Annotated in this window: 8 protein-coding genes and 1 pseudogene; all 9 read right to left on the bottom strand. The window is 63.0% G+C overall.

Annotation, left to right across the window (positions count from 1 at the left end):
- Position 1 precedes the first annotated feature (1 nt).
- Positions 2–805, bottom strand: coding sequence for a hypothetical protein (locus AB4N91_RS08195; RefSeq protein ID WP_042932742.1), 804 nt, complete (start codon positions 803–805; stop codon positions 2–4).
- Positions 786–2,492 carry a GspE/PulE family protein gene (locus tag AB4N91_RS08190; protein WP_169857027.1) on the bottom strand — a complete coding sequence of 569 codons (1,707 nt, stop codon included), beginning with the start codon at positions 2,490–2,492 and terminating at the stop codon, positions 786–788. The genes AB4N91_RS08195 and AB4N91_RS08190 overlap by 20 nt, the downstream gene beginning before the upstream one ends.
- An 84-nt stretch (positions 2,493–2,576) precedes the next feature.
- Entirely contained in the window at positions 2,577–3,110 is a 534-nt protein-coding gene (locus AB4N91_RS08185; RefSeq protein ID WP_077750405.1) for a response regulator, read from the bottom strand.
- 219 nt (positions 3,111–3,329) lie between these two features.
- Complete coding sequence (locus tag AB4N91_RS08180) at positions 3,330–4,283, bottom strand: peptidylprolyl isomerase (RefSeq protein ID WP_077750412.1); 954 nt, start codon at positions 4,281–4,283, stop codon at positions 3,330–3,332.
- A 14-nt stretch (positions 4,284–4,297) separates the two neighbouring features.
- Positions 4,298–5,848 carry a cytochrome c/ABC transporter substrate-binding protein gene (locus AB4N91_RS08175; RefSeq protein ID WP_154912652.1) on the bottom strand — a complete coding sequence of 517 codons (1,551 nt, stop codon included), beginning with the start codon at positions 5,846–5,848 and terminating at the stop codon, positions 4,298–4,300.
- Between the two features lie 9 nt (positions 5,849–5,857).
- Positions 5,858–6,478, bottom strand: a complete 621-nt coding sequence (locus tag AB4N91_RS08170) for an SCO family protein (protein ID WP_010455702.1) — start codon at positions 6,476–6,478, stop codon at positions 5,858–5,860.
- Positions 6,475–7,131, bottom strand: coding sequence for an SCO family protein (locus tag AB4N91_RS08165; protein WP_042932740.1), 657 nt, complete (start codon positions 7,129–7,131; stop codon positions 6,475–6,477). The genes AB4N91_RS08170 and AB4N91_RS08165 overlap by 4 nt, the downstream gene beginning before the upstream one ends.
- Before the next feature lie 13 nt (positions 7,132–7,144).
- Positions 7,145–9,098: pseudogene (locus AB4N91_RS08160) on the bottom strand (cytochrome D1 domain-containing protein).
- Positions 9,099–9,175: 77 nt separating this feature from the next.
- Positions 9,176–15,001: a manganese-oxidizing multicopper oxidase MnxG gene (mnxG, locus tag AB4N91_RS08155; RefSeq protein WP_460112280.1), complete on the bottom strand. Its 5,826-nt coding sequence runs from the start codon at positions 14,999–15,001 to the stop codon at positions 9,176–9,178.
- Between the last annotated feature and the right edge of the window lie 56 nt (positions 15,002–15,057).

Genomic DNA, 15,057 nt, shown 5'->3' with positions numbered 1-15,057 from the left:
ATCAGGCCACCGCCCGGGACATCACGTACAAACAATCGTGTACGGCTGTCCGGTCTTCTTCGAGGGTGCGCAAGTGCACACCGGGCACGTCGGGCTGTACCTCGATCCGCGCTGGCGCGTGCAGGTAAACGTTCAGCGGCCGCTCGCTGATGGAGGCTTGCAACTGGCTTTCCCGGCCGATCAGCGCGGTCAGTGCGGCATCGCTGTCGCTGCTGCCCACCGAACGCACCGAGGTCCAGCGCCCTTCCCTGGCCAGCAGCAAGACACTGCGTACGGGCTCGGCGACCACGAACAGGAAGTCACCGGCGTCGAGGCTTTTATCGAAGTGATTGAACGCCGCCATCAGGTACGGCTGCACCGACCGCAGGCGCAGGCCGCGACCGCTGACCAGGTTGCGCAAACGCGTCAGCAAGTCTTGCGGCAGCGCGGTGGCGATCCGGTCGTAACCCGCAGGTTCAGCCGACAGCACCATGCTCCAGGGTTGGGCCGGTACACCGTAGAGGTCTTCGAAACACAGTTGGGCAAACCCGAGCAATTCGTCGGGGCTGCTGATCTGTTCGCTCCAGGGCACCAGGCAGAAGCGGCTGAAGTGACCGGAGACCACCACGCTCAGTTCCGCACCGGCCGGGGCGTGTTCGCCCAGCAAACGGTCGAGGGTTTCGAGGGCGACGGCCCAGGCATGGAAGCCTTCGTCGATAAAGCCGACGCTGCCCAGCCACAAGGTGTCGCCACCCTTGCGCTGACCCAGGCCGACACCACTGGCGCCGAGTACGGCGACATAACGATCACGAGACAAAAGTGACACGATTGATCTCCTCGAGCGTGGTCCGCCCCTCAGCTACCAGTTCCAGAGCGGACTCGCGCAACAAGCGCAAGCCACGATTGCAAGCGTGTGCCTTGATTTTCGAAACGGGTTGGCGCTCGACGATCATCTGCCGCAGTTCGTCGTCCAGGTGCAGCAGCTCGGCAATCGCGGTCCGCCCGCGATATCCGGTGCCGCGGCAATGGCCGCAGCCTTTGCCATGGACGAAGTGGTAGTGATCGACCTTTTGCGGATCGAGCCCTGAGAGGCGTAGTTCTTCATCGGTCGGGGTGCTCGGCGCGCTGCAACTGGCGCACACCAGGCGGATCAGCCGCTGGGCGAGCACGGCGTTGAGGGCCGAGACGAGGCTGTAAGGGTCGATTTCCATCTGGGTGAACCGGCCAATCACGTCGAACACGTTGTTGGCGTGAATGGTGGTGAACACCAGGTGCCCGGTCAGGGCCGATTGCACGGCGATCTGTGCGGTGTCGGGGTCGCGGATCTCACCGACCATGATCTTGTCCGGGTCATGGCGCAGGATCGAGCGCAGGCCACGGGCAAAGGTCAGGCCTTTCTTTTCATTGACCGGGATTTGCAGCACGCCCGGCAGTTGGTACTCCACCGGGTCTTCAATGGTGATGATCTTGTCCACGCCGTGGTTGATCTCGGTGATCATGGCGTAGAGCGTGGTGGTCTTGCCGCTGCCGGTCGGGCCGGTCACCAGCACCATGCCGTAGGGTTCGGCGGCCAACCGGCGCAGCTGGCGCAGGGTGTTTTCTTCAAAGCCCAGGGCTTGCAATTGCACGCCGCTGACCTTGTCCGCCAGGTCCTGTTTGTCGAGCACCCGCAGCACCGCGTCTTCGCCAAAAATGCTCGGCATGATCGAGACCCGGAAGTCGATCTGCCGGCCGCTGATGCCGATCTTGAAGCGACCGTCCTGGGGCACGCGTTTTTCGCCGATGTCCAGTTCGGCCATGACTTTGACCCGGGAGATCACCTGCTCGGCGAACTCGCTGCCCTGGATTTTGCTGATGTTGTTCAGCACGCCGTCGATCCGGTACTTGATCACCAGACCGCTGCCGGTGGTGCCCAGGTGGATGTCGCTGGCGTGCATTTTCAGCGCGTCGTAGAGGGTCGAGTTGACCAGTTTGACCACCACGCTGGCGTCTTCACTGATGCTGGTCAGGGACAGGCTTTGCAGGGTGTCGATTTCGACATTGGCGTCGGCCTGGGCGTTGAGCGATTCCACCGCGTGGAAACTCTCTTCGTGACGCGCCAGGTAGGCTTTCAGGTCGTCGGCATGCACCAGGTACAGCGGCGCGCCGTGCAGGCAGTCGTCGATCCACGCCAGACGGGTTGTGTCGAACGGATCGGCAAACACGCCAATGACCGCATCGTCATGACGCAGCAGGATGAATTCGCGCTTGAGGCATTGGGCCAGGGTGACCCGGTCGAACACCGGGGTGGCTTGAAACAGGGTGTCGGTGTCGAGCACCGGATAATGCAGGGTAGCGCCGAGGCACTGGATGAAGGGCATGGGGGCCAGTTCGCACAACCCCCCGAGGGCCTCCAGAACCCGCTCGCCGGAACCGGTTGCCAGGGCCCGGGCCTGGGCCAGTTGTTCACTGGAAAAGCGAGACGGTACACATTCCAACTGCGCCGGTTCTACGGCAAGGGATAGACGGTCCATGGCATGCTCTCCAACGCCGGGGGCTTTGAGCCCTGTCGACGCGGCAGGCCATTGCGGCGTATGCCGGAACGTCTTGTCGCGCCACTACTCCCCGGTGAGCAATTGTTGGTCGTCTGGTGCCTTGGAGGTCGATGGAGTTCGTCGACGATCTGCCAGCACCCAACTGCCGTCGTACAACTGCAGCGGGAAGCTTTCGGTCCTGCTCTGGCGTCGTTCGACGAATCCTTCGGACTTGCTCATGCCTGCTTTGGGTTCGCGCTCCATCCCCAAAAGGTCACAGACTGCACGGGCCAATTCCGCCAATGGAAACGGTTTGAACAGGATATGGCTGACTCCCAGTTGCCGGGCCCGCTCACAGACTTCAGCGGTTGGGTGCCCGGTAATCAGCACAAAATGGCAGTTCCTGTTCTGGCGGACGGCATCGAGCACCTGAAAGCCTTCCATGTCTGGCAAGCGGTAATCGAACACCATCACATCGGGTGAAAAACTTTTGGCTTCGCCGATAGCTGTTTCACCGTTGTGAGCTATCCGGACTTCCAGCGCTTGCGCCTGCAGGTAACCCTGGAGGTTTTCCGCCAGCAGCTGTTCGTCTTCAACAACCAGTACTTTGTTTAACAAGGTGGACTCCTTGAAACCGCAGGTCCGATATTCGTGCCTGGGAGTACGCGCCTTAATTAGGCTAACGCACACTTCATGCCAGACTGAGCGCCGGTTTTCGACCGCTTCATCTCTATGATTTTCATGAAAAAATCTTTTCGTTCAGGAACCCCGTCCCCCAAAGGCGGGGAAGCGCTCGGAATTGCCCCTGAAGCTTTCCCCACATTTGGGGGGGAACCTTCAATCGTCGTCAATCCGCTCGATTCGATTGCTTGATCGCAACTGCCCCAGAACTTGTAGACGAGCCTGGGACTTTTGCTGTCGGGCAAGGTAAGCCCGAACCATTTCAAGTCCCTGAGCTTCTGAGACATCGGCCGCCTCCTGGTGGTTCTGTAGGTAGATCAAATGCCAGCCCAACGGTGTGCGCACTGGCGCGCTGACGGCCCCCGGCGCCAGCGCAAATGCCGCGGCTTCGAATTCCGGCATCATGCGCCCACGGGGGAAATAGCCCAGATCCCCGCCTTCGGTGGCGGAAGCATCTTCGGAGCCGGCCCGGGCAATGCTGGCAAAGTCCTCGCCCTGGCTGATTTTCACCCGCATCTCCTCTAAGCGTAGCCGGGCGGCTTCAACGGTGGCGGCATCGGCGCCCTGAGGCACTTTGACCAGGATGTGCCGCGCCTGGATTTGCTCGGGAGTGCTCATTTCGGCGCGGTGTTCCTCGTAGAACGCGCGGACCTGTTTTTCGTCCGGCTCAGCCACCTGGAGCAGGTCGGCGAACACCTTTTGCGCCGCGAGCTCACGGCGCGTGTACTCGATAAAGGTGGCTTCGTTGAAACCGGCGTCTTCCAGCCGGCGGGCGAACACCTCGGCCCCCCCCATCGCTTGCCGCGTCTGCTCAACCTGGCTTTGTACGACCTCATCGCTGATCTTCACCCCGCGTTTGCGCGCTTCCTGCCACAGCAACTCCTTGTCGATCAGCGCATCCAGTGCTTTCTGGCGCAATTGCTTGTACGCCTTGGGGTTGCGAATGCTGCCCACTGCGCGGCCCTGGTCCTCCAGGTATTCGGCAAAATAGCGCTCGAGACGGAACTCGGAAATTTCCTCGCCATTGACCCGTGCGGCAGCCGGGCCGTTGCTGCAGAAGGCCACGGGGACCCACATCGTCAGCAGAATCAGCAGCGTCTTGAGTTTCATCATCAGCCCTCTTTTCAGGGTGTCACGGCAATCGGTTTGTACGGTGCGACCAGAAAGAAGCGCTGGTCGGGCAAATCTACGGTGACGATGTGGGCACCGCTCAAGCCCAGTCGGCGACCCGGACCGAAGCTGAGCAGCGGGGTCAGCCCGGTGTCGAAATCGTGCAACCCTTCCAGGGCACTGATGAGTTTTTCGCGGCTGGCGTCGCGCCCGGCCTGTTTCATGCCTTCGCTGAGCAGCAGCATCGAACTGTAGGCGCCGACTTGCAGCACCGCGTGCTCACCGCCGAGCCCCTGGTGCTCGCGCAGTTGCGTCAAGGCCAGGCGCCCGGCCAGCGTCCAGTCACTGGGCACGAACGGATAGGCCAGAAACACTCGCCGGGAAAACCCGCTGGGCAATTGAAACAGGTCACCTGCCACCTGATTCGACGCGGCGAACAGGTAAGGCACCTGCCCCGCCGTTTGCAGGCGCTCGGCGAAGCGACTGAAACCGACGCCGCTGCCCAGGTAAAACACCGATCGCGAGCCCAGCGGCAACTCGTCCTGCGCCGAGTTGTAGGCCTGCAGCCGCACTTGCTGCCAGGCGTGATCTTGCAGGTACTGGCCGAGGTGCTGCGCCGCCTCCTGTTGGCTCGGCTCGTCCGGGTAGACAATCAGCGTCGGGCCCTGGAGCAAGCGCAAATTGGCGGCACCGTAGTCGGCCAAGGCGATCAGTTGCTCGCGCAGCCCTGACAGCGGTTCGAAAATCTGCCGACTGGCCGGGGCCATGCCCTGCAACGAGAGCGGCCCGATCAGTGGAATGCCGGCGCGTTCCAGCCGCGTGACCAGTTCGGTGTCGAGCGCAGGTGCCAGTGGTGCGATCAGGGCGAACACCTGTTCCTGCTCAATCAAGCGATCCAGCGCCTGTTTGGCACTGGCGCGGTCCGGGCCCGGATCGAGGATGGTCAGGCGCAATTGCCGGCCATGGATCCCGCCCGCCTCGTTAATCCGCGCCACGCTGCCCTTGAGCACCGCCGCCACCGTGGCGCCCTCCGTGCTCAGCGGCCCCTGCCTCGGCAACAAGGTGCCCAAGTGCAGGCTGTCGGCGGTCAACCCGGGGTCGCGATCATCGGCCACGCGCTTGAGGTAGGCCGTGAGGTTGCGCTGATCATTCATCGACAGCACGAACCGGGGCATCGCCGGGTCGAGCCGATTATTCGCCGAATCGCGCCCTTCCTGGATAGCCCGGGCCAGTGCGGCCTCGGTGTAGGCCGGGTAATTGCGACCGTTGATCTGCTGTTGCCCGTAACTGCTGGAGAGCCGCGACCAGCTGATGTCCGGCGGCCGTACCCCGCCTTCGGGTCGCCCCTGGGCATCGGCGCCATGGCAATTGGCGCAGGGCAGGCTGGTGGCGGGCAGCAACATGCCCGCCGCGCCCACCCGAGCCATGATCGGCTCACCGCTTGCCGACACGCCCTCGCGATACAGCCGTTTACCGGCGCTTTCGCTGGGGCTCAGCGGCAACGCATTGGCGGCGAGATTGATGCCGCCAATCAGTAGCAGGCCGAGGACGAGGGCAATGTTCATGGCGCGTGCTCAACGACTGGCCACGGGCATTGTCAGCAACTGCAAGCGCTGGGCAATGGCGGCGGCCGGTGCATCGGGACGGATCTTGCTCCAGCGCTTGTTGGCCACGTCACCGACAATCAGCTGCGTCGAGTGCTGCTCGGGAGTCGGCACAATCTGGCCGATGCGCCCCAGTACAAGGTCCATTTGTGCCTTGTCGCCGGTGAGAAAAAGCCAGTGGGGGCCATCGACGCCCTGCTTCAAGGTGTAAGCCTTGAGTACCGCCGGCGTATCGCGCAGCGGATCACTGGTAAGGGAGATAAAGGTGATGCCATCGGCCTTGTCGCCCAGCACTTCGCGGACTTCCTTGAGCTTTTGGGTGATCAGCGGGCAGGCATCGTTGCAACTGGTGAAAATCACGTTAAGCAACACCACGCGGTTTTGTAGCGCGTCACTGTAGAAACGCAGCGTGTTGCCGTTCTGGTCCTGCAACGGCGTGTCGGTGAACCAGGTTTTCGCATCCCGGGTGCCGCCGGCCGGTTGCGCAGCGGCCACCGCCGGCGCCGGCTCCTGGTGTCCTTCGTGGGAAAACGCCATAAAGCTGATGACGCAAAAACACATCGTAAGGAAGATCAAGGCGAGGGCTTTCATGGTTGGTGCTCCATGGCAATGGCCGTGTGTTTGGCGTGGGCGTTGCGCTGGCCGCTGAGTTTCTCGACCTGGCGGGTCAGCACGGTCGGGTCGGTAAAACCGTAATAGCGTGTCCAGTGGCGGCTGTTGCCGTCCCCCACCAGAATCAGCGGTTGATGGCTTTTGAAGTCACCGCTGAAGGAGCCGAGGCCCTTGAGGGTTTCGTTGATCGACTGCGAGCTGCCAGTCAGCCAGCTCCAGCCCGGCCCCTTCTGGAAGCTGCGGGCGTAGTCGTTGAGACGCTTGGCGTCATCGCGCTGCGGGTCGATGCTGATGGACACCAGTTGCACCTCCTCGCCGACCCGGGCGCCGAGTTGCTTCTGCACCTTGCCCATGATCGAGGACACCACCGGGCACACCGTGGTGCAGCTGGTGTAGATGAAACTCATGACCACGATTTTGTCGGTCACCAGGTCCTTTTCCAGACGCACCGGTTTGCCGTTCTGGTCCACCAGCGCAACGTCGGCGAATTTGACCTGGGCGCTTTCCGAACTGGCACTTTTGGCCGGCATGTCATGCCCGGCGTGTTCATCCGCCGAGTGCGCCAGGGCCTGGCCGATGCCGACGGCCAACAGGCAGAACGTCAGCAGTCCACGGTGTGCGAATCGGTTCATGTCGGTTTCCTCTTCAGTGGGCATCGCCGGGAATCACCCGAACGCTGGCAAAGGTCTTGTCATCGAAACTCGCGCCAAGGGACGCCGCACGCACGTGCAGGTACCAGGCGCCGTTCTGGTCGAGGGTCACCGGGGCTTCATAGATGCCATTGCCCACGTCAAGGGCCGCGACCTGTTGGGCCCGGGAAGTCGGGGCGCGGGAAGTAGCGCACTTGAACGTCCTTGACCCCGCTGCGCTGTGCCTTCTGCTGGCCCTGAACAATGCGAAACCGCACGGTGTAAGGGCTGCCGAGGGCGGCCGTGGACTTATCGAGCATGAACTCGACTTTTGGCACGCCGGGGAGCGTGGCGAGGTTCGGGTCTGGCTCAACCAACGCCGTGAAGCAATGGATGATGTTCGGCTGGTTGAGCAGGAACGCCACGTCGAAACGCCCGGCGGCTGGCAGCTTGATCCGCGAACTGTAAAGCCCTGGCTCGACCTCGCGCAGGCTGCGGTCGATGACCATGGCGGCCCGCGCCACCTGCCCGCGATTGGGGTAGCCGGACATCGGCGCGTTCATGCCTTCGGCGTAGAAATAGGTGGTGTTGTCCACCGGGTTGACCACGAACACCGCGTTGTCGTCCCGCGACACCGCCAGGCTCGAAGCCAGGGGCAAATCACCGGCCAGTCGTGGCGCCTGGGGCCCGGCTTCGAAACCCTGACTGATCGGCGTGCGGCCGGCCCCCAACGACGAAAGGTTGATCATCGTGACCTTGGCCGAGGCCAGTCCACGGATGTAGGCGTAGGCCTTGGTGAACACCACTTGGTAGGGTTCGGCGGATACGTCCAGCTCGTGGATCATCGAATCGGTGGCCGCGTCGATCACCGCCACCCGGTTTTCCAGGGTGTTGAGGACGATGCCGAAACGCCCGTCCGCACTGAACCCCATCGGGCCCAGGCCCTGTTTCATTTTGATCACCCGCCGAACCGCGAGGCTGGCGGTATCGACCACGGTCACGCTGCCGTCCTTGCCGTCGGCGACATACACCGCCTGGGACAGCGGCGAGTACGCCACCGACAGCGGGTGCGAGCCGGTCTTGAGTTGCTTGCTGATGGTCAGGCTGGCGATGTCGATGATGCTCAGGGTGCCGTCGTCGCGGTTGCTGACGAAGGCAAAACGGCTGTCTTTGCTGAAGGCGATTTCATGGTGCCCGGCCCCGGTGGCCAAGTGTTTGAGTGGCTTGAGGCTGCGGGTGTCGATCACCGTGACCCCCGACTGCTCGGCAGTCTTGGCATTGTTGCCGACCCACAGCAGGCGCTCGTCCGGCTGCAAGGCTACGCGCACCGGGTTGCTGCCAGCGGCGACCGAGTCGACCAGCTTGAACTGCTCGCTGTCGATCACCGCCACTGCATCGGCGGTCGGCATGGAGACGAACACCCGTTTGTTGTCCTTGGGCGTGGTCCAGTCCATCGGCGGTTGCTTGATCTCAATCCGCGTCATGGTGCTGGTGATGCCGCCCACCGACACCGACGGGTCGACCACCGAGACACTGGCGTCGCGGTTCATCACCAGCAGGAAGTAGCTGTTCAGATCGAGCAGCGGCCGCGCGCCAATGCTCGATTTGAGGAAGACCCCGACCCGGGATTTGCAGCTTTGCTCGCGGCCCTGAGCCTTGTCGGCGGCGATGGTTTCCGGGTCCAGCCAGGCGCCGGGGTTGACGCCTGACAACGGCTGGCCCGAGGCACTGTCGCTGACGCGGAACTGCAAGTCGGCAAACTCGCCTTCACGCAACACACCGTCCTTGGCCAATGACTTGACCTCAAGCGCCACCGAAATCCCGTCTCGGGAGAGGTTCTGACCGCTCCAGGTGTTCGGCAGTGCGACTTCGCTCAGCAGGTTGGGCGGCGCGGTGCGCCAGACGCCGAAGCTGATGAGTGCCACTGCGACGACCAGCCCACAACCGGCGATTTTTGTAGTCCTGTTCATTACCCTCTCCCCTTACAGATCTGTGCCTGCCTTGTCCCTTGTAGGTACGAGCGGTGTCAGCCCCCCAATCCCTGGCTTTACGGTGCCGGTGCAGGTTCTGGCTCGTTGGTCACCCGCAGCAATCCCCAAAGCCCGGCGGTGTTGCCGTAGGCGCCGTAATCGCGGAACAGGTAGTCGCCCGGTATTGCGTTGCTGCCCCCGGCGCTCGGGTGCATGAAGCTGAAGTGCGCCGCCGGCAGGATGCTTTCACGAGCGCCGATGTACATCGACATCGGGTTGTAGCCGAACCGCACCGACCCCACCCCTGGTGTCATCATCGGATAGCCACCGGTATCGCTCTTCTCCGACTGGAACGGGTTGACCGACCAGACGTGACCGTCCAGTTGGAAGGTCGTGCCGCGACTGCCACCGGTCGGCATCAGGATATGGGTGCGGAACGGTTGCCCCGGTTTCACATACAGCACCGGTGTCTGAGGATCGCCCCCGATAAGCGCATTGCTGTACGCCATATGCGCGTTAGGCACGTCACCGTAACCGGCGCCATTGGCGTGCCCGAACGGCGCATCCGGCGCCAACCCGAAGCGGAACCAGATCGGCTCGGCCTTGTAGTTGATGGCCATGCTCGAGTTGTCCTGTGGATCGGTCGGCACACCAAAGCCTTCGGCGGCAATACCTTCCACCGGCCGACCGTTGGCCCAGCGGATGTTCAACGCTTTCTGCCAGACCATCGCGAAGTCGCGGTAAGTGGTCTGCCCTGGTGCCGTGACCGTTGCGTTGGTTTTACGCGCATCCTCAACCCAGGTTGCGCCGATCGGCAGGATGGTCATCGCCCCACCCAAGCCTTTCTGCGGTTGTTTGATGAGGTCCGCCGGCGTGATATTCAGTCCGCCGAACTCCACCGCCGTGGCGTTGATGTTGTCGACACTGCGGCCCAGTTGCGAGATCGGCTTGCCTTCACGCTCCAGGTGCCCGGCGTAGTACTGATAAGTACGGGTCGGGTATGCGCCGCTGTTGCCGATGCGCGGTGGCACGGTCTGGATCGGGTTGGCGCCGACATTGGTGCCATCGGATTTGGTGATGTCATACGCCAGCAGTTGTGCATGCAGGCCAACATGGCTCGAAGGCCGCAGCAGGTTGTTGGTGAAGATGGTCGAGCCCTGGCCATTGTTGCGATCTCGCTTGACCAGCCCTTGCATCACGGCAGTCTGGGTCAGGTCGGGCATGACCACAGGCAAGCGGTTTTCCAGGGTGACGTTGATGCAGTCACCCGCCGCCGCGCGCAATACCAGCGGCTCCACCGGCACACCTGGTTTCATTTTTCCAGTGAGCGGATCGAGGTCGGATTTGCGCACGTACAGGATCGCAGTCGGATCATGCAACGGGCCGCTTTGACCGCCGATGGTGATGGTTTCGCCATCTTCAGGATCGACCACGGTGACCTGAGGGATGTTCACCGGCCGCGAGTTGAACACCAGGGTGCCACCCGCCGGGTTCAACGGCCCACCCACGTGTTGCCCGATACCGGCCGGATCGCCGATGGTCAGGTTCAACGGATTGCGCAGGATGTCGTTGGCCAGCGCCGCAACCACTTCATAGTTGCGTTGCACGGTCGGCCGGGTGCCGATGCCGTTCGGGTTGGCGCCGTACCGTGGGCAGATGCCATCGAACGCCACGGTGTTGCGCATACCGGTCGGTTTCGGGTTGTTTGGCAGTGCGAACAGATCGCTGCGCTGGGTCGTGTAGTTGCGCATCACGCCCCAGATACCGTTCCAGTAACCTTCAATCGAAGCGTCCATCGAGTACAGGTAATCCCCCGTGGCCGCCGCCGAACTGGAGAGCATCGAGACCGGCGCGTTGAAGCCCAACTGTTCGGAGATACCGACCATCTGCGACGAGCGCCAGCCGGAGTTGGAGCTGTTGCCGAAGCCGGAACCGCTTTGCAGCCATTTCACGCCGTGCAGGGTCACGTTGTGCTCTTCTTCGTGACCGCCGGCATGCACCCGCAGCCGCACGTTGTCACCGGTGTAAGTGCGCAACATTGGCGTGAACGGGTCACCCGGTTCCGCGCCGCCACGGTTCACGTGTGGCGGGAACAGTGTGGTGCCGCCGGTTGGACCGGTGGCGGCGGTGACCAGGTTCGGTGCCAGGTTCATCGCCGGGATGGCGCGGTCGGTACGGCTTTGCATGGCGTACGCCAGGTCGCCGCCGAGGCCGTCGGCCTGCATGCCGCGCTTGCCGTCCGGGCCGACCTTGTTCGGGTCGTAGACCCGCAGGGCCAGCGGTTCGTTGCGGTAGTTGACCACGAACATGCCGGGGTCATCGACCGAGATCGCCTGTGGGCATGGCCGAGTCGGGCAACCCGGCACCATACCGCCCTGCACTTCGATGATGCCGTCGAGCAAGGTGCTGGCGTTGTTGCGCACTGGCGGGTTGATCGCGTAGCGGAAGCTGTCCGCGGTGGCCGGGAAGGTTTGTGGATCAGGCACGCCGTTAGGACCGGCGCCCACATACACTCCGGCTTCATAGGCGTGCTGGAAGTCGCTGTACTCGAGGAAGAACTCACGGAAGCTGTCGTTCTTGCCGTCGCCGTCGATGTCCCCGGTGGACACCACCGCTTGCCACGACGTCGGCCCGCCGTCCTGGCGCGCGCCGCTGTACAAAGGCTCGCCGGTTTCGGCATGGAACCAGGTGGAACCGGCCGGTTCAGCCAGTACGGTGGCGTACAGGCCAATCTGTTGGTGAGTCGATGGGCCCAGGTGGTCATGGGTAAAAATGGTCCCCAGTCCACGGTCGACACCTTTGGCGTTTACCACCGGATCGGCGAACCAGCGCTGCATCGCCGTGCGCGCGCCCACCCAGTCCGCCCGGCCAAATTGGCCGAAGTACGGGTGATTCCTGGCTTTTGGACAGGCCGGTGTGCCGTCACGTGGATCGGTGCCTTCGCACTGGTTGAACTCGCGAATGGCGCGGATGCGTTCTTGCACGGCCCCCGGGGAAAGCACGCCGTCTTCGTAGTTCCAGCCGTTGGCCGAACCGTCGGCCGCCGTCAGGTCCCATTTGGGCAGGTGAATGTGCTGACCGATCACGTCGGTCGGCGTGCGCACCTGATAGTCATCCATCTCATAGACGGCCGGCACCAGGTTGGTTTGCTGGTATTGCACGCAATCGAAGGTGTTCATGCGCATGACCAGCGGCTCTGGCGGACGCTGCTTGGTGATGACCGGCCAGGCGTCTTCCCACAGGGCCAGAATGCGCGCTTGCGGGAAGTGGTAGCCGACCTTGTTGTACACCGCGTCGAACTGGATGTTCGCCGCTTTGTAGACCCGTGGACGGTCGGCGGTAAAGGTCGAGGAGCCGGTATAGGACATGCCGTCGATGCGTTCACCGCTGGCAAACTCGCCGGTGCCGGCGCTGCTGGTCAGGCGTTTTTGCCGGTCGTCCATGCACGGTTCGTAATAAGGCGCGCCGGCAATCGGCAAGGCACCGTTGGTGCGGAAGGCCTTCGCCACGATTTGATTGCCGGGCAGCAAGGCAAAGCTTGGGTGGTCCTTTTTGGCGTGGAAGGCCATGGCCGCCTGTTCGACTTCGGTGCCCTCTTCCGGCATGTAGATCGGTTTGGCGCGGGTCACTTCCTTGGAGAAATCCAGCGACGTGGTAATGGTGTGCGCCACGCCACCGGCGGAGAAACCGTCCAGGGAATGACGCCCCAGGCCGCCATCCCAGCCACCGGACTGCGCCGGGTCGAGGTTGGCCCACAGGGCGTTGCCGCTGGTTTTCAAGGACTGGGCCTTGGCCGCGTCGAGCATGTCCAGCGGTGGCGTCGGCGGACGTTGGCCGACCGAAGTTTCCATGCCGCCGATCCAGAACGGATAGCCAGGGTTTTTCAGGCTGCCGTCGGCATTGCGGTTGGCTTCGCTGCGATCCACCAGGGCCAGGGAACCGATGGCCTGAGCGCCGCCGCTGCTGCCGCTACCGCCGCCGTCGTCATCTTCTTCGTCATCGTCGTCACCACCACCGGCGACCAGGGTCTCGCCGATTTTCGGCACCACCGCGACCTTGCCTGGCATCGGCGCCATGGCTTTGCCCGGCAGCGGCACGACCGCTGGAATCGGCGTACCGGCAATGATTTCGCCATCGGGCAAGGCCCGCGCACCTGCCGCCGGTTTACCGCTGCGTAGCGCGTAAGGTTCGCTGTGGAACCCGTCGGCACCTTGCTGGGACACTTCGAGTCGGGTGCCTTCTTCAAACACGTCATGCACCCGCCACATGCTCCACATACCTTGTGCGAAGTGCGGATAGAAGTGGCAGTGGTAAATCGCATCGCCCGCTACGCGGTTACGGTTGCCCGAACCACCATTGGCGATTTCATAGGTGTAGCCGGCACCCGGGCCGATGCCCTGGGCATCCACATAGTCGGAGTTGTCATCGTTGGGGTTGAACAGCCATTGATGACCGTGCAGGTGGAAGATGTGCTGCTCGTGGCCGTTGTGGGTGTTGCGGAATTTGACGAAGTCGCCAATGTAGCTGTGGTTGACGTTGGACGGCTCGGATGGATACAGCGCCATGGTCGCCTTGACCCCAATCTGATCGGCGCTCGGTACCTGCCCTGGAAGAATGCCTTCCAGGCCAGCGTTGGCCGGCACGTCCACCAGCATCGCCACGTCGCCGACAGTGTGCGAACTGAGGAAGAATTCTTCATAGGCGCAGGACAGGCAATCGTGCATCGGCCCGACACCCAGCCGGTTGGCCACCACCTCGGCGCCCATGCCGCCGGAGCCATAGTTGATCATGAACGAGTCGCGGGTCGGCTCCAGCACATGGGCCATGACCGGGTCGGCCCAATATGCGGGGAACGCCTGGGTCGCGGCGGTTTCATCCTGGAACTGCGAGGCGAAATCGCGGAACGGTTCCAGCCGGTTCGGAATCGCCGGGTTGCGTTTGCCGACGGCTTCCAGCGGATAGGTCGACGGCGGGAAGCTGCCGTCGGCGTTGCTGCCCATCACAATCGCGTCGCTTTCGCTGGAGATGATTTCATTGCCGTCGACCATGTTGATGATCGGTGTGCCGGCCTTGCCTTCACGGATCCACGGTTCGCGTTGCGGGTAGCGCGCCTGGTAGTCGACGATCGGTTGACCGGCCGGGGTGCGGCCGCTGCTGGCCAGGCGCATCTCTTCTTCGGTCACGGTGTTGCGGTAGCTGCGGCCTCCCTTGGGCACCACCACGACCTGGCCGAACAGGCCGTTGGCAACGTTGCCCGCATCGCCTTCACCACCGAAAGTCGCGCCACGGCTGCTGGCGGCGAATGCACCTTCGCGCTCGGCGAACAAGGTGTAGGAACGGGTGCCGCCGGGGGCGACCAGCGAATTGCCGTTGCGCCCGGTGTACGAGGCGATGTCATCGATGCTGTTGACCGCTTGCATGCCGTTGACCTGGAAGCCGACGTGGCGGTCGGTGACCTGCTCATCGACTTTGAACTGCTCGACGTCACCTATTTCGACCTCCCCCTCAACCCCTTCCTCGCCGTTTTCGTGGCTGCCGGGATTGGCCTGATACGCCAGCAGGTTCTGCAGGTTGACGGTCAGGCAGTCACCGGCGGCCACCCGCAACACCAGGGGACGCGGACGCTTGTCGGGCCGCAGCGAGACTTTGCCCGGCACTGCCGCGCCGCCCTGAGCCAGGGACACATTGTGGTCGTCGACCACGTCACGGCGCAGGGCGAACATCATGCCGTTGGCGTTCTGCGCCCCGAGGCGGTTGAACATCAGCGGCTGATCCAGCGCCACGACGTTCGCCACCAAATTGCGCTCGCAGCGCAGGGCCGCCTCAGCCAGCTCGATGCCGAACATCGACACCACCAACAGCGCGAATTTAAACAAGGACGAAGTGTTGGGTATGCCGGTCATGATCACGGGCCTCGCTGTGGGTGCTCACAGGGAATAATTCTCGACAAATCCGCTTG

Source organism: Pseudomonas sp. H3_D04 (assembly GCF_054669175.1).
Note: the sequence above shows the minus strand (reverse complement) of the source record. Positions and strands in the feature narration are given on the sequence as shown.